At 71.9% G+C, this 15847-nt stretch carries 17 protein-coding genes; 14 read left to right on the top strand and 3 right to left on the bottom strand.

What is annotated here, in order from left to right; translation table 11 throughout:
• Positions 1-235 precede the first annotated feature (235 nt).
• The 7 genes from glmS (at position 236) to tsaE (ending at position 6968) form a co-directional block, all read left to right on the top strand.
• Positions 236-2083 (top strand): glutamine--fructose-6-phosphate transaminase (isomerizing), encoded by a 1848-nt coding sequence (glmS, locus tag BJ998_RS22380; RefSeq protein ID WP_184864516.1) that lies wholly within the window; start codon positions 236-238, stop codon positions 2081-2083.
• Positions 2084-2095: 12 nt separating this feature from the next.
• Entirely contained in the window at positions 2096-3520 is a 1425-nt protein-coding gene (locus BJ998_RS22385; protein ID WP_184864518.1) for an NAD(P)H-hydrate dehydratase, read from the top strand.
• Positions 3521-3586: 66 nt separating this feature from the next.
• Entirely contained in the window at positions 3587-3793 is a 207-nt protein-coding gene (locus BJ998_RS22390; RefSeq protein WP_184864520.1) for a type II toxin-antitoxin system VapB family antitoxin, read from the top strand.
• Positions 3784-4206: a PIN domain nuclease gene (locus tag BJ998_RS22395; RefSeq protein WP_184864522.1), complete on the top strand. Its 423-nt coding sequence runs from the start codon at positions 3784-3786 to the stop codon at positions 4204-4206. Before BJ998_RS22390 ends, BJ998_RS22395 begins: the two co-directional genes overlap by 10 nt.
• Positions 4207-4270: 64 nt before the next feature.
• On the top strand, positions 4271-5413 hold the full coding sequence (gene alr / locus BJ998_RS22400) for an alanine racemase (RefSeq protein ID WP_184864523.1): 1143 nt from the start codon (positions 4271-4273) through the stop codon (positions 5411-5413).
• Complete coding sequence (locus tag BJ998_RS22405) at positions 5410-6513, top strand: alpha/beta fold hydrolase (RefSeq protein ID WP_184864525.1); 1104 nt, start codon at positions 5410-5412, stop codon at positions 6511-6513. The genes alr and BJ998_RS22405 overlap by 4 nt, the downstream gene beginning before the upstream one ends.
• Entirely contained in the window at positions 6495-6968 is a 474-nt protein-coding gene (gene tsaE, locus BJ998_RS22410; protein WP_184864527.1) for a tRNA (adenosine(37)-N6)-threonylcarbamoyltransferase complex ATPase subunit type 1 TsaE, read from the top strand. Before BJ998_RS22405 ends, tsaE begins: the two co-directional genes overlap by 19 nt.
• A gap of 107 nt (positions 6969-7075) precedes the next feature.
• Here tsaE and BJ998_RS22415 read toward each other — a convergent pair whose 3' ends face one another.
• A complete protein-coding gene (locus BJ998_RS22415) occupies positions 7076-8494 on the bottom strand; it encodes an acyl-CoA synthetase (RefSeq protein ID WP_184864528.1) in 1419 nt (472 codons plus the stop codon).
• Positions 8495-8550: 56 nt separating this feature from the next.
• Here BJ998_RS22415 and tsaB point away from each other — a divergent pair, with 56 nt between their 5' ends.
• The 5 genes from tsaB (at position 8551) to groL (ending at position 12918) form a co-directional block, all read left to right on the top strand.
• A complete protein-coding gene (gene tsaB / locus BJ998_RS22420; protein ID WP_184864530.1) occupies positions 8551-9231 on the top strand; it encodes a tRNA (adenosine(37)-N6)-threonylcarbamoyltransferase complex dimerization subunit type 1 TsaB in 681 nt (226 codons plus the stop codon).
• Positions 9228-9710, top strand: a complete 483-nt coding sequence (rimI, locus tag BJ998_RS22425; protein WP_184864532.1) for a ribosomal protein S18-alanine N-acetyltransferase — start codon at positions 9228-9230, stop codon at positions 9708-9710. Before tsaB ends, rimI begins: the two co-directional genes overlap by 4 nt.
• A complete protein-coding gene (gene tsaD / locus BJ998_RS22430) occupies positions 9707-10762 on the top strand; it encodes a tRNA (adenosine(37)-N6)-threonylcarbamoyltransferase complex transferase subunit TsaD (RefSeq protein WP_184864534.1) in 1056 nt (351 codons plus the stop codon). The genes rimI and tsaD overlap by 4 nt, the downstream gene beginning before the upstream one ends.
• A 155-nt stretch (positions 10763-10917) precedes the next feature.
• Entirely contained in the window at positions 10918-11211 is a 294-nt protein-coding gene (gene groES / locus BJ998_RS22435; RefSeq protein ID WP_116172859.1) for a co-chaperone GroES, read from the top strand.
• 84 nt (positions 11212-11295) lie between these two features.
• Entirely contained in the window at positions 11296-12918 is a 1623-nt protein-coding gene (groL, locus tag BJ998_RS22440; protein ID WP_184864536.1) for a chaperonin GroEL, read from the top strand.
• Between the two features lie 67 nt (positions 12919-12985).
• Here the strand turns inward: groL and BJ998_RS22445 are convergent, their stop codons facing one another.
• Positions 12986-13249: a PLD nuclease N-terminal domain-containing protein gene (locus BJ998_RS22445; protein WP_184864538.1), complete on the bottom strand. Its 264-nt coding sequence runs from the start codon at positions 13247-13249 to the stop codon at positions 12986-12988.
• Positions 13250-13359: 110 nt separating this feature from the next.
• Positions 13360-13659, bottom strand: coding sequence for a WhiB family transcriptional regulator (locus BJ998_RS22450; protein WP_116172860.1), 300 nt, complete (start codon positions 13657-13659; stop codon positions 13360-13362).
• A gap of 210 nt (positions 13660-13869) precedes the next feature.
• On the opposite strand from BJ998_RS22450, the gene BJ998_RS22455 reads away from it, so the two are divergent.
• Together BJ998_RS22455 and BJ998_RS22460 are read left to right on the top strand one after the other, a co-directional pair.
• Positions 13870-14889 (top strand): MerR family transcriptional regulator, encoded by a 1020-nt coding sequence (locus BJ998_RS22455; protein WP_184864540.1) that lies wholly within the window; start codon positions 13870-13872, stop codon positions 14887-14889.
• Entirely contained in the window at positions 14882-15730 is an 849-nt protein-coding gene (locus BJ998_RS22460) for a tetratricopeptide repeat-containing protein (RefSeq protein WP_184864542.1), read from the top strand. The genes BJ998_RS22455 and BJ998_RS22460 overlap by 8 nt, the downstream gene beginning before the upstream one ends.
• Positions 15731-15847: the final 117 nt, after the last annotated feature.

Genomic DNA, 15847 nt, shown 5'->3' on the forward strand with positions numbered 1-15847 from the left:
GCGTTCCGCGCGCGGCTCGGCCGCCCACGAGGCCGGTGCCTTCCCTTGCCGGTTTTCGATCGATGGAAAGACTCGATCGAAAACCGGCTGCGGTCCAGGCACCGGCGGCGGCCTCGCATCTATTGATCGGCAGTGGTCTACACCAAATCAATTCCGATCATGCCCCTGACCAGGTGTGACGGGAACCAACCCGGCTGGTCGCAACCGGATGGTGGTCTAGCTACCCTGTACCGTCGTGTGCGGAATCGTGGGTTACACCGGTCATCGCCCGGCGCTGGACGTGGTCCTGGACGGATTGCGCCGGTTGGAGTACCGGGGATACGACTCGGCGGGCGTCGCCGTTCTCGACGGCGACGGCGGCCTGGCCGTCGAGCGCAAGGCGGGCCGGCTGGCCAACCTGGAGGCGCGGCTCGACGAGGTCGGCAGGGACACCCTGACCGGCGGCACCGGAATGGGCCACACGCGGTGGGCGACGCACGGCGCGCCGATCGACCGCAACTCGCACCCGCACCGGGACACCAGCGGCCGGATCGCCGTGGTGCACAACGGGATCATCGAGAACTTCGCGCAGCTGCGGGCCGAACTGGAGGCCGACGGCGTCGAGCTGGCCAGCGACACCGACAGCGAGACCGCGGCCCACCTGATCGCCCGGATCTACGACGGCGACCTCGCCGCGGCCGTGCGGACCGTGTGCCGGCGCCTGGAGGGCGCGTTCACGCTGGTCGTCACGCACGCCGACGAGCCGGACAAGGTCGTCGCCGCCCGGCGGTCCTCGCCGCTGGTGGTCGGCGTCGGCGAGGGCGAGACGTTCCTCGCCTCCGACGTCGCCGCGTTCATCGAGCACACGCGCAACGCCGTCGAGCTGGGCCAGGACCAGGTCGTCGTGATCACCAAGGACGGCTACGACGTAACCGACTTCCACGGGGAGCCGGTGCAGGCCAAGCCGTTCCAGGTGAACTGGGACCTGTCCGCCGCCGAGAAGGGCGGCCACGACTACTTCATGCTCAAGGAGATCGAGGAGCAGCCGGAGGCGCTGGCCAACACCCTGCGCGGGCACTTCACCGACGGCCGCATCGTGCTCGATGAGCAGCGGCTGGCCGACCAGGACCTGCGCGACGTGGACAAGGTCTTCGTCGTCGCCTGCGGCACCGCGTACCACTCCGGGCTGGTCGCCAAGTACGCCATCGAGCACTGGACCCGGCTGCCCGTGGAGTGCGAGCTGGCCAGCGAGTTCCGCTACCGCGATCCGGTGCTGGACCGGGACACGCTGGTGGTGGCGATCTCGCAGTCCGGCGAGACCGCCGACACCCTGGAGGCCGTGCGGCACGCCCGTGAGCAGAAGGCCCGCGTGCTGGCCATCTGCAACACCAACGGCGCCCAGATCCCGCGTGAGTCCGATGCCGTGCTCTACACGCACGCCGGCCCGGAGATCGGCGTCGCCGCCACGAAGACGTTCCTCGCCCAGATCGCCGCCAACTACCTCGTCGGCCTCGCGCTGGCGCAGGCCCGTGGCACCAAGTACCCGGACGAGGTGGCGCGCGAGTTCCGCGAGCTGGAGGCCATGCCCGCCGCCGTGCAGCACGCGCTGGGCACCGTCGACCAGGTCCGGGCGCTCGGCCGTGAGCTGTCCGACTCCAAGGCGGTGCTGTTCCTCGGCCGGCACGTCGGCTTCCCCGTCGCCCTCGAAGGCGCGCTGAAGCTGAAGGAGCTGGCGTACATGCACGCCGAGGGCTTCGCCGCTGGCGAGCTCAAGCACGGGCCGATCGCGCTGATCGAGGACCAGCTGCCGGTGGTCGTGGTGATGCCGTCGCCGAAGGGCCGTGCCGTGCTGCACAGCAAGCTGTTGTCCAACATCAGCGAGATCCAGGCCCGCGGCGCGCGCACCATCGTGATCGCCGAGGAGGGCGACGACACGGTGAAGCCGTTCGCGGACCACCTGATCGAGGTACCGGCCGTGCCGACCCTGTTGCAGCCCTTGGTGTCCAGCGTGCCGCTGCAGGTGCTGGCCGCCGAGATCGCGCGGAGTCGCGGGTACGACGTGGACAAGCCGCGTAACCTCGCGAAGTCCGTGACCGTCGAGTGATCGAGGCTGTTGATGCGGGGCGTGTGGACTGCCGACCAGGTTCGGGCGGCTGAGCAGCGGGTCTTCACCAGGGTGCCGGAAAGCCGGCTGATGCGGATCGCCGCGTACGCCGTGGCGAACGAGGTGCTCGCGCTGCTGGCCGCGCGGACCGGCGGCACCTCCGGGCGTCGCGTCGGGCTGCTCGTCGGTGCCGGCAACAACGGCGGCGATGCCCTGTGGGCCGGCGCTTTCCTCCGCCGGCGCGGGGTTTCCGTGACGGCGGTCCTGCTGGCGCCGGAGCGTGCGCACGCCGCCGGGCTGGCCGCGTTCCGCCGGGCCGGCGGTCGCGTCGGCGACTCCGTGGCCGGCGCCGACGTCGTCGTCGACGGCATCGTCGGCTTGTCCGCCAAGGGATCCCTGCGCCCCGACGCGGCCGCTCTGGTCGAGTCCGTGACGGCTCCGATCGTCGCCGTCGACCTGCCCAGCGGCGTCGACCCCGACACCGGCGCCGTCGACGGGCCGCACGTCGAGGCCGCCGTCACCGTGACGTTCGGCGGTCGAAAGCCTTGCCACGTCGTCGGTCCCGGTGCGGTGGCTTGCGGCCGGGTCCGGGTCGTCGACATCGGCATCGGCGACGACCTCGACGAGCCGTACGCCGTGCTGCTCGACGCCGAGGACGTCGCCGACGCGTGGCCCATCCCCGGGCCTTCCGACGACAAGTACACGCAGGGCGTCACCGGCATCGCCGCCGGCTCCGCCACCTACCCCGGTGCGGCCGTCCTCGCCACCGGCGCCGCCGTGCTCGCCACGTCCGGCATGGTCCGCTACGCCGGCACCGCCGCCGATGTCGTGCGGTCGCGGTGGCCCGAGGTCGTCGCCACCGGCCATGTCGGCGATTCCGGGCGGGTGCAGGCATGGGTCGTCGGTCCCGGGCTCGGCACCGGCCAGGCCGGGCGGCAGGTCCTCGCCGACGTCCTCGCCGCCGACGTCCCCGTGTGCGCCGACGCCGACGCCATCACCCTGCTCGCCGGCGACCCCACCCTCTGGGACGCCCGCGACCCCGACACCGCCGTCGTTCTCACCCCTCACGACCGTGAGTTCGCCCGCCTCGCCGGCGATGTCGGCCCCGACCGCATCGCCGCCGCCCGCCGCGCCGCCGCCCGGTTCAGCGCTATCGTGCTGCTCAAGGGCCACTCCACCGTCGTCGCCGCCCCCGACGGCCGGGTCCTCGTCAACCAGTCGCGGTCCTCGTGGCCCGCCACCGCCGGCTCCGGCGACGTTCTCTCCGGCCTCATCGGCTCCCTGCTCGCCGCCGGCCTCGATCCCTGGCTCGCCGCCGGCTGCGCCGCCTACGCGCACGAACTCGCCGCCGACCTCGCCGCCGACGGCGCCCCCGCCCCCGCCTCGTACCTCCAGGCCGCCATCCCCGACGCCATCCGCCACATTCGCAGCCTCTGACCTGCGCGGTATATACGCGAGTATGGTAGGTGTATATACCGTCCGCGCACGCCTAGGAGGCTCGTCATGACGCGCACCCTGATCGACATCGACGACGCCTTACTGCTGCAGGCCCAGCAGGTGCTCGGCACGGCCACGAAGAAGGACACGGTCAACACCGCCTTGGCCGAGGTCGTCGCGCTTCAGGCTCGCCGGAACTTCCTCGCCGCCGCACGCGGCGGGGCCTTCGCGGATCTTGCCGATCCAGAGGTACGAGGTGAGGCGTGGCGGTAGCCCGCTACCTGGCGGACACCAGCGCGTTGGCCCGGCTGCACAAGCCGGTGGTGTACGAATTCCTGGGGCCGTTGATCGAGGCCGGCCTGGTCGCGATCTGCTCGATGGTCGAACTCGAGATCTTGTACTCGGCGCGGAACAAGGGCGACTACGAGAGTCGACGCACCCAGCTGGAAACCGGCTTCGAACGCCTGCCGTCGCCGGACGAGGTGTGGCAGCGGGCGGTGGAGGTGCAGCAGGCGCTCGCCGGGCGCGGCTCACATCGCGGCGTGAAGCTGCCCGACCTGCTGATCGCGGCGACGGCCGAGCGGCACGGAGTGGTGCTGCTGCACTACGACATCGACTACGACGACATCGCGGCGATCACGGACCAGCCGACGCGATGGGTGGTGCCGCCCGGCACAGCCGACTGAGTGACCCGGTTGGCGGTGGCTGACCGGGGCGGGTGTCGGGGGGCTGTGTCACCATGAACGCGTTATGGCTGATCAGCACAATCCTCTCCCGCGGGCCGAGGTCCGGATCGACCTGGACGCCGTGAAACACAACGTCGAGCTGCTGACGCGGTTGGCAGTGCGTTCGGGCGCGCAGACGATGGCCGTGGTGAAGGCGGACGGGTACGGGCACGGCGCGGTGGCGGTGGGCAACGCGGCGTTGGCGGCGGGGGCCTCGTGGCTGGGGGTGGCCTCGGTGGACGAGGCCCTGGAGCTCCGGGCGGCGGGCATCCAGGGCCGCATCTTCTGCTGGCTGCACACGGTGGACGACAACTTCGGACCGGCGGTGGCGGCGGGCATCCACCTGTCGGTGTCCTCGCTGCGGCAGTTGTGGGCGGTGAACTCGGCGGCCCGGGCGGTGGGCACGGAGGCCCGGATCCATCTCAAGATCGACACGGGCCTGACGCGAGGCGGGTGCCAGCCGGCGGACTGGCCGGCGCTGGTGGAAGCGGCGGCCAGTGCCCACGACGAGGGCACCGTCGAGATCGCGGCGGTGTGGTCGCACCTGGCCAACGCGGACGAGCCGGGCCACCCCTCGGTGGACGTGCAGGCGGCCCGGCTGGACGAGGCGTACAAGATCGCCCTGGACGCGGGCCTGCACCCGATCCGGCACCTGGCCAACTCGGCGGCGACGCTGACCCGACCGGACCTGCACTTCGACCTGGTCCGTCCGGGCATCGCGGTGTACGGCCTGAACCCGGTCCCGGGCACGGCCGACCTCAAGCCGGCCATGACGTTCCGTTCCTCGGTGTCGCTGGCCCGCAGAGTCCCGGCGGGGGAGTCGGTCTCCTACGGCCACACGTGGACGGCGGAGAAGGACACGACCCTGGCGCTGGTGCCGGTCGGCTACGCGGACGGGGTGCCCAGGTCGCTGTCGAACCGGATGGACGTCTGGCTGGGCGGGACGCGGCGCCCGATCGTCGGCCGGGTCTGCATGGACCAGATCGTCGTGGACTGCGGGGACGACCCGATCACCGACGGCGACGAGGTGGTCCTGTTCGGCCCCGGCGACCACGGCGAGCCGACGGCGCGGGAATGGGCCGACAAGACCGGCACGATCGACTACGAGATCGTCACGGGCATGTACCGACCGAGGGTGCGGCGCACCTATATCGGCGGCAGCCGATGAGGCCGTGGGTTAAGGCCGCCGGGGTGACCGGCGGCGTGGTGGGTGCTGCGGCGACGGGCCTGGTGCTGGGCGCGGCGGCGCAGAACGCCCGCATCGCACGGCAGCGCCGCGAGACGGACGACCCGAACGAGGACGAGCCGCTCGGCCAGTTACGCGCGACCCGGGAGTGCACGGTCGCGGCGGACGACGGCGTGCCGCTCGCGTGCGAGGAGGTCGATCCGGCCGACGGCGGCACGCCGGCGCTGACCGTGGTGCTGGTGCACGGCTTCGTGCTGGACCGCCGCTGCTGGCACTTCCAGCGCCGCGACCTGGCCGAGATGGTCGATCCCCGGGTTCGCCTGGTGCTGTACGACCAGCGCAGCCACGGCCGCTCCGGCCGGGCCACCGCCGAGTCCAGCACCATCGAGCAGCTGGGCCGCGACCTGGACTCCGTGCTCCGCGCGCTGGCCCCGGACGGCCCGCTGGTGCTGGTCGGGCACTCCATGGGCGGCATGACGATCATGGCGCTGGCCGAGCAGCAGCCGGAGCTGTTCGTGGACCGGGTCCGCGGCGTCGCGCTGATCGGCACCTCGGCCGGCGACGTCGGCGCGTCCGGCCTGCCCCGCCCGCTGCTGTCCCGGCACAACCCGGCCACCCGGGGCCTGGGCCTGCTGGCGAACTGGCAGCCGAGCCTGGTCGAGTGGGCCCGCCGGGCGGGCGGCCACATCACCTGGAGCGCCATCCGCGGCCTGGCCTTCGGCGACCGCAGCGTCAGCCCGAAGCTGGTCGACCTGATGGAGACGATGATCGACGGGACCTCCCTCAAAGCCATCACCGACTTCGTCCGTACCCTGGGCTCGCACAACCGCTACGCGGCGCTGGCGGGCCTGCGGCACTGCAAGGTGCTGGTGGTCAGCGGGGACGCCGACAAGCTCACGCCGTTCCGGCACGCCGAGGCGATCGCCGCCGAGCTGCCGGACGCCGAGCTGGTCCGCGCCGACGGCGCGGGCCACATGGTGATGCTGGAGCAGGCCGACCTGGTCACCGGTCACCTGGTGGAGCTGGTACGCAGCTGTGCGGACGGCGAGACGACTGGACGGCGATGGTGGAAACGGGCGTGAAGGAACTCCGGCTGCCGGTGGAGGCGGACACGGTCGAGTTCGGCCGCCGACTCGGCGGCCTGCTGCGGGCGGGCGACCTGGTGCTGCTCTCCGGCCCGCTCGGCGCCGGCAAGACGGCGCTGACCAGGGGAATCGCCGAGGGGCTCGGCGTGGCGGGCCGGGTCAGCTCGCCGACGTTCGTGATCGCCCGCGAGCACCGGGCCGCCCCGGGCGGCCGGGGCGTGCCGCTGGTGCACGTGGACGCCTACCGGCTGGGCGGGCACCTCGACGAGCTGGACGACCTGGACCTGGACACAGAGCTGGTGGACGCGGCCGTGGTGGTGGAGTGGGGCGAGGGGGTGGCCGAGCGGCTGTCCGACGACCACCTGCTGATCCGCCTCACCCGCCTCGACGACGACGTGCGGGTGGCCGAGCTGCACCCGCACGGTAGCTGGACCACCCGCGAACTCCCCTAGCCCTTTTTGTCGCTACGTGAGTGGCTCATTTCCGTTTGGCGGGCACCTGAGCCACTCACGTGCCCCGAAAATGCGAAATGAGCCACTCACGTAGCGGAAGTGGGGGGCTAGGGCAGCGCCCGTTTCGTCACCTTGCCCAACTCGTTGCGGGGCAAGGAGTGCACGAAGTGCACGACGCGCGGCCGCTTGTGCGGGGTGAGCAGCCTCGCCACGTGGTCGATCAGCTCGTCGGCGCTGGGGGCGGGATCCGCCGCGACCACCCAGGCCACGATCCGCTCGCCGAGGTCGTCGTCGGGACGGCCGGCGACCGCGACCTCGGCCACGCCCGGGTGTTCCAGCAGCGCGTTCTCGATCTCACCGGCGCCGATCTTGTAGCCGCCGCTCTTGATGATGTCGGTGGCCCGCCGGCCGACGATCCGGATGTAGCCGTCCGGGGCGCGGGTGGCCATGTCGCCGGTGCGGAACCAGCCGTCGTGCATCGCCTCGGCGGTCGCGTCGGGGCGGTTGAGGTACTCCAGGAACAGGTTCGGGCCACGGACCTCGATCTCGCCGATGGTGGCGTCGTCGCTGACGGAGACGACCTCGCCGGCGTCGTCCACGAGCCGCACGTCCACGCCGTCGACCGGGGTGCCGACGGTGCCGGGCCGGCGCTCGCCCCAGGCCCGGACGCTGCAGTTCATCAGCGTCTCGGTCATGCCGTAGCGCTCCACGATCCGCTGCCCGGTGGCCTTGGAGATCCGCTCGTGGCAGGTCGCCGGCAGCGCCGCCGAGCCCGACACCAGCAGCCGCGCCTGGGCGACCTGCTTGGCCAGCTCCGGATCGGCCTCCACGTCCGCGGCGAGCCGGTGGTACATCGTCGGGACGCCGAACATCATCGTCGCCGGGCCGGCCAGCTCCGCCGCGGCCGCCGCCGAGCTGAACTTGCCGAGGTGGTGCACGGCGCCGCCGCGCCGCAGCGGCCCGAGCACGCCGACCACGAGGCCGTGCACGTGGAAGATCGGCAGCGCGTGCGTGACGACGTCGGCGGCCGTCCACTCCCAGGCCGCCGCCAGGGAGTCCAGGTTGGACGCGATCGCCCGGCGCGGCATCACCACACCCTTGGGCGGGCCGGTCGTGCCCGAGGTGTAGACGATGAACGCCGGCGCCTCCGCGTCCGGCTCCGGCGGCAGGCCCTCGTCCCGTACGGACAGATCCACATCGAGCCGCGGCAGCGACGCCAGGCCGCCGGGCAGTTCGACGCCCGGCGCCGCCAGCACCTGGGCCGGCGCGCTGTCGCCGAGGATGTGCTCGAGCTCGCGCTCGCCGACCTTGGGGTTGACCGGCACCACCGCGACGCCCGCCGCCAGCGCGCCGACCACCGCCGCGCAGGTCTCGATCGTCGGCGTCGCCCAGACCGCGACCCGGTCCCCGACCAGCCGTTTCGCGATCGCCGACGCCGTGCCGGCCAGCTCGCGGTAGGTCAGTTTCCGGTCGCCGAAGACGATCGCTTCGGCATCTGTCGGGTCGGCCAGAGCCGGCAGCAACATCCCATCAACCCCTCGCGTCGAAGTCGCTTCCGATGATGGTCGTACCCTTGACGACCGTGCTAGTGCTTGCCATCGACACCGCGACCCCTGCCGTCACCGCCGGAGTGGTCCAGCTCGACGCCGACGCGGTGCCGCGAACGCTGGCGCAGCGCGTCACCGTCGACGCCAAGGCCCACGGTGAGCTGCTGATCCCGCACCTGCGCGCCGCGCTGGCCGAGGTCGGCAAGACCATGGCCGACGTGGACGCCATCGTCTGCGGCAGCGGCCCCGGCCCGTTCACCGGCCTGCGTGTCGGCATGGTCACAGCGGCCGCCCTCGGCCAGGCCCTGGGCAAGCCCGTCCACCCGGTGCCCACCGTCGACGCCATCGCCGTCGAGGCCCGCACCGGTCACGGGCTGCTCGTCGCCACCGACGCCCGCCGGCGCGAGGTCTACTGGGCCGCCTACGACGCCGAGGGCCGCCGCGTGGAGGGCCCGCACGTGGAGAAGCCCGCCGACCTGGCCGAGAAGCTGCCGTCCCTGAACGTCGCCAGCGCCGCCGGGCAGGGCGCCGAGATGTACGCCGACGTGCTGGACCTGCCGATCGTGCTGGCCCCGTTCCCGTCGCCGCACGGCCTGGTCGCCGTCGCGGCACGGGACCTGCTCGCCGGCGCCGAACCCGGCCCGATGACCCCGCTCTACCTGCGCCGCCCCGACGCCGTCGTGCCGACCGGGCGCAAGCGGGTGACCCAACCGTGACCGGCTTCACCCTGGCCGCGCTGCGTCACGAGGACGCGGCGCGGTGTGCGGAGCTGGAGCGGAAGCTGTTCCCCGGCGACGACCCGTGGCGCGAGCGCGCGTTCCGGGCCGAGTTGGACAACGGGCACTTCTACCTCGGGGCGTACGACGAGAACGGGCAGCTCATCGGCTACGCCGGGCTCGCGCTCAACGGCCGTGCGCCCGACTTCGAGGGCAGTGTGCAGACCATCGCCGTGGACACCGACTGGCAGGGCCGGGGCGTCGGCAAGGCGCTGTTCGAGGCGCTACTGGCCCGCGCCGACCAGGTCGCGGCGCCCGTGTTCCTGGAAGTTCGCACCGACAACGACCGCGCCATAGCGTTGTACCGGTCCCGCGGCTTCGAGCAGCTGGGGCTGCGGCGCAGGTACTACCAACCGTCCGGGGCGGACGCGTACACCATGGGCCGCCCCGCGGCGGTCCGACAGGAGGAGAAGTCGTGACCGGCGACCGCATCGTGCTGGGCATCGAGTCCTCGTGCGACGAGACCGGGGTGGGCATCGTCCGGCTCGGCGCGGACGGCACCCTGGAGCTGCTGGCCGACGAGGTCGCGTCCAGCGTGGAGCAGCATGCCCGCTTCGGCGGCGTGGTGCCCGAGGTCGCCAGCCGCGCCCACCTCGAGGCCATGATCCCGACCATGAGCCGGGCGCTGGAGAAGTCCGGCATGACCCTGGACGACGTCGACTCCATCGCCGTCACCGCCGGGCCCGGCCTGGCCGGGGCGCTGCTGGTCGGCGTGTCCGCCGCGAAGGCCTATGCCGCCGCCTTGGACAAGCCGCTCTACGGCGTGAACCACCTCGCCGGGCACGTCGCCGCCGACACGCTGGAGCACGGCCCGCTGCCGTCGCCGTGCGTCGCGCTGCTCGTCTCCGGGGGGCACTCGCAGTTGCTGCTCGTCGAGGACCTCGCCGGCAAGATCACCGAGATCGGCTCCACCATCGACGACGCGGCCGGTGAGGCGTACGACAAGGTCGCCCGCGTGCTCGACCTGCCGTACCCCGGCGGCCCGCCGATCGACAAGCTGGCCAAGCAGGGCAACGGCTGCGCCATCGCGTTCCCGCGCGGCCTGACCGGTCCCCGCGACGCCAAGTACGACTTCTCCTTCTCCGGCTTGAAGACCGCCGTCGCCCGGTGGGTGGAGAACCGCGAGCGGGACGGGCTGGAGGTGCCGCTGGCCGACGTCGCCGCCTCGTTCCAGGAGGCCGTCGCCGACGTGCTCACCGGCAAGGCCATCCGCGCCGTCAAGGATCTCGGCGTCGACACCCTGGTGATCTCCGGCGGTGTCGCCGCCAACTCTCGGCTCTCCGGTCTCGCGGCCGAGCGCTGCGCCGCCGCCGGCATCACGCTGCGGGTGCCGCGTCCCCGGCTGTGCACCGACAACGGCGCCATGATCGCCGCCGTCGGCGCGCACCTCGTGGCGGCCGACGCGGAGCCGTCCGGGCTGGACTTGGCGACGGACCCGGGGCTGCCGGTGTCCCAGGTTCAGATCCTCTGAGCGGCATGAGGGTGGGGTTGGTTGAAGCGTTGGCACTCTCGTGGGTAGAGTGCTAGTCGCACGGCACCAACTACCGCCCCGGCCCCCGCGACGGCGGGGTGGCAGGCGCCGTCGGTACCTGCCAACGCTTTCGAACGACCGTGGAGGTCACCCCGGTGAGCGTGAACATCAAGCCGCTCGAGGACAAGATCCTCGTCCAGGCCAACGAGGCCGAGACGACGACCGCTTCCGGTCTTGTCATCCCGGACACCGCCAAGGAGAAGCCCCAGGAGGGCAAGGTCCTGGCCGTGGGCCCGGGTCGCATCGACGACAAGGGCAACCGGATCCCGCTGGACGTCGCGGTCGGCGACGTCGTCGTCTACTCGAAGTACGGCGGCACGGAGCTCAAGCACAACGGCGAGGAGTACCTCATCCTCTCCGCCCGCGACGTGCTGGCCGTCATCAACTGACGTCGCTTTCTCCGCTCAGGCGCCCCGGCGGCCCACACCGGGCTGCCGGGGCGCCTGTGTGCGTAAACCTGAGAAAGGCTCGTAATGCCCAAGCAGATCAGCTTTGACGAGGACGCTCGTCGGGCTCTGGAGCGCGGCGTCAACAAGCTGGCCGACGCCGTCAAGGTGACCCTCGGCCCGCGTGGCCGCCACGTGGTGCTGGACAAGAAGTTCGGCGGCCCGACCGTCACCCTCGACGGCGTGACCGTGGCCCGCGAGATCGAGCTCGAGGACTCGTACGAGAACCTCGGCGCCCAGCTGGCCAAGAGCGTCGCCACCAAGACCAACGACATCGCCGGCGACGGCACCACCACCGCGACCGTGCTGGCCCAGGCCCTGGTCCGGGTCGGCCTGCGCAACGTGGCGGCCGGCGCCAACCCCACCTCGCTGGGCCGCGGCATCCAGGCCGCCGTCGACCACGTGGTGGAGTTCCTGAAGAACAAGGCCACCCCGATCAAGGGCCGCGACAACGTCGCCCAGGTCGGCACGGTCTCCTCCCGCGACTCCTCGATCGGCGCGCTGCTCGGCGAGGCCATCGAGAAGGTCGGCGAGGACGGCGTCATCACCATCGAGGAGTCCTCGACGCTGGCCACCGAGCTGGAGATCACCGAGGGTGTCCAGTTCGACAAGGGCTACATCTCCGCCTACTTCGCCACCGACCCGGAGACGCAGGAGGCGGTCTACGAGGACGCCTACGTCCTGCTGCACCGCGAGAAGATCTCGGCCCTGGCCGACCTGATCCCGGTGCTGGAGAAGGTCGCCCAGTCCGGCAAGCCGCTGCTGATCATCGCCGAGGACGTCGAGGGCGAGGCCCTGTCCACCCTGGTGGTCAACGCGATCCGCAAGACCATCAAGGTCGTCGCGGTCAAGGCGCCGTACTTCGGCGACCGCCGCAAGGCGTTCCTGGACGACCTGGCCACCGTCACCGGCGCGCAGGTCGTCGCCGCCGAGGTCGGCCTGAAGCTGTCCGAGGTGGGCCTGGAGGTGCTGGGCAGCGTCCGGCGCGTGCACGTCACCAAGGACAACACCACCCTGGTGGACGGCTCCGGCCGCAGCGAGGACGTCTCGGCCCGGGTCGAGCAGCTGCGCAAGGAGATCGAGGCCACCGACTCCGACTGGGACCGCGAGAAGCTGCAGGAGCGGCTGGCCAAGCTGTCCGGCGGCGTCGCGGTGATCAAGGTCGGCGCGGCCACCGAGACCGAGATGAAGGAGCGCAAGCACCGCATCGAGGACGCGGTCGCCGCCACCAAGGCCGCGGTCGAGGAGGGCATCGTGCCCGGCGGCGGTTCCGCCCTGGTGCACGCGGCCAAGGAGCTCGCCGACAACCTGGGCCTGACCGGCGACGAGGCCACCGGCGTGCGCATCGTGCGCGACGCCCTGTCCGCGCCGCTGTTCTGGATCGCCACCAACGCCGGCCTCGAGGGCTCCGTCGTGGTGTCCAAGGTCGCGGACCAGGAGTGGGGCGCGGGCTTCAACGCCGCCACCCTGGAGTACGGCGACCTGGTCGGCGCCGGCGTCATCGACCCGGTGAAGGTGACCCGCTCCGCGGTCGCCAACGCCGCCTCCATCGCCCGCATGGTGCTCACCACGGAGAGCGCCGTCGTGGAGAAGAAGGAAGAGGAGCCGGCCGACGCCGGTCATGGCCACGGCCACGGTCACGGCCACTGAGGTCTGAGCAACGAAAAGGACCCCTTCCCGAGAACGGAAGGGGTCCTTTTCGTTGCGTCGTAAGGGATTACTGCATAGCCGGGTGGCGCTGCGACGCCGGGTCCCACTGGGCCCGCTGCTCGCGGCGGCCGACCAGGAACCACATCACGCTGCCGATCAGCGGCATCGCCCAGATCAGCAGGAACCACACCGCCTTCATGCCGGTGCTCTGCCGGGACCCGAGCACGCTCACCACCGCCAGCACCGCGATCAGCACGTGGGCGATGGCCAGGGCGACCAGTCCGACCAGGGCGACCCCGGCGAACACCTGTCCGAACTGGACGAAAGCCATGCTGTGCACTGCGACCATCCCCTAACTTCCCCGTCGATGAGACGAAGTTAGGGCGGGCGGGCGTCATCGGGCGTCCACCGCGGAGATGGTCGTCGCGTCATACCTTGGGCCTACGACGTGAGCACGAGCTGACGACGCCTCGACTTCAGGATGGTGTCCCGCTCCGACTCGGACATGCCGCCCCAGATGCCGTACGGCTCCTGGACCGCCAGGGCGTGCCGGCGGCACATCTCCAGCACCGGGCAGGTCTGGCAGACGGCCTTCGCCCGGGCCTCGCGCCGCGACCGGGCCGGGCCGCGCTCGCCGTCCGGATGAAAGAAGAAGGCGCTGTCCATGCCCCGGCAGTTGCCTTCCAACTGCCAGTCCCAGACGTCCGCGTTCGGACCTGGGAGCCTTCGGGTGTCTGCCATCGAGAACCGCCTCCTCGCCGGGTCGGTGCCCATCGTGGTTGCTCCGTATGGCTTAACTGCGATCACCGTAGAACCGCGCCAAAACTTGTTCAAGAGTGTTCGGGTGGGAAGTTGTTCATTCCTGCCGACGGGTGATCAAGGTCCTCCACCTCTGGTGGCCCAGGTCACACCGCGTGACGTGAGTTGCCGCTGTGAGAAGGTGCCCGGACGATGTCCACCGTGACGACTCAGCCGGAGCCCGTTCCGCGGGAGCGCGCAGCCGGCGAACCGATGCTCTCCGTTGCGGCAGTTGCCAGGCGGCTCGGCGTGGCACCTGCGACGCTGCGCACCTGGGACCGCCGGTACGGCCTTGGCCCGACCGATCACACCACCGGCCGGCACCGTCGCTACGGAGATCAGGACATCGCCCGGTTGGAACTCATGCAGCGGGCGTTGCTGCGCGGAGCGTCACCGGCGGAGGCCGCCCGCTACGCCCTGAGCAGCACATTGCCCGAGCAACGGCTGACCGCGCAGCCGCTGCCGGCCGAACTGCCGGAGCTGATCGTCGGCGGCGACGCCGATGACGGCGAGCAGGTCAGCACGGGTGGCCGCGTGCTGCGCCTGCCCGGCGTGAGCAGGCAGGCCCGGGGGCTGGGGCGGGCCGTGATGGCGATGGACGCGGTGTCCGTGCAGCAGCTGCTGCACGACGCGCTGGCCGAGCTCGGCGTGCTGGTCACGTGGAACACCATGATCCGGCCGGTGCTGACGGGCATCGCCCAGCGCTGGCGGCACTCGGGCGAGGGCGTCGAGGTCGAGCACCTGTTCACGCAGTGCGTCACGGCCGCCCTGTCGGCGGCGCAGGTCGGCGCGCCGCTGCCGGTGAATCCCCGACCGGTGCTGCTCGCCTGCGTGCCGGAGGAGCAGCACAGCCTGCCGCTGCAGGCGCTGGCCGCCGCGCTCGTCCAGCGGGGCGTAGGAACGATGCTGCTCGGCGCAGCGTTGCCGGCCGACGCATTGGCAGCAGCCGTTCGGCGGATCGCGCCGGCGGCGGTGTTCCTGTGGGCACAGCTACCCCGGTACGCCCACTGCACCCTGTTGACGGAGCTGCCGCGCACCCGGCAGCGGATCCGGCTGTTCGTCGGCGGCCCCGGCTGGCAGCAGAGCAAGCTGCCGCCGCACGCGGAGCCGCTGGACTCGCTGTCCGCCGCGCTGGACCGCATTTCGTACGTGTTGCTGGGCGCCGATGGATGAGTACCTGCGGGACGCCGCCTTCGGCGGGAACCCCGGCGCGGACGTCAGCAAGGCCGCCCTGGGCACGCCGCGGCAGCGCTGGCTGGCCGCGGTCGTGCTGGGTGGACAGGGCCGCTACGCCGCCGCCACGGCGCTCCTGACGGAGCTGCGGCACACCGCCGATCCGGTGCTGGCGTCACTGGCCGCGAGCACGCTGGCCTCCCAACGCCGCCAGGTGGGTGGTCACGCCGCCGCGCGACGGCTGGACGGGGAGGCCCTGGCGCGGCTGGCGGGCGTGGAACCGGTCGCCGACGACCCGGACGGGGTGGACGCCGCTGGCGCGCTCGCGGACGCCCTGACGGGGCTGGCGGCGGATGCGATCGGTGTCGGCGGCCCGGCTCGTCGCCTGCATGTGGTGGCAGCCGACACGGTCGAGCGAGTGGGCGGTCACCGCTGGCGGTCGGCGGTGCGGCTGGACTGGGTCCGCGCGGAGATCGAGTTGGCCGCCGGCCGGCCGGAAGACGCCTTGGAGCCGGCTCGGCGGGCGGTGGACACGGCGACCGCCGCGGGGGCGATCCGGCACCGCGTCAAGTCCCGGATGGTGCTCGCCGCGACGCTCGCGAATCTGCACGACGGGGTCTCGAAAGAGCGAGCTGAAGCCCTGTTAGAGTGTGATGTGCGTCACAATGAGGCCCTGGGGCTACACCCCCTCGTGTGGCCCTGCGCACTGCTCCTGTGCCACCTGCGACCCGATGGGGCGCAGGCATGGCTCGAACGGGCTAAAGGGGTGCTGAGCTGCGTGTTGCTGCGTGCCGATCCGGCCGCCCGAACGCTCGCGAAGGCCTCCGTCTGGGTGCCGTGAGGCCGCTGCTCCGTTCCGGGGAACCCGGCTTGGCGGACATCCGGGCGAACTACTTGACGGATTAAGCACCGGATCGTGTCAAGGTTGCCGGCCCGGCGTCCGATAGGGGAAGTGGAA

Source organism: Kutzneria kofuensis (assembly GCF_014203355.1).
Classification (GTDB): Bacteria; Actinomycetota; Actinomycetes; order Mycobacteriales; family Pseudonocardiaceae; genus Kutzneria; species Kutzneria kofuensis.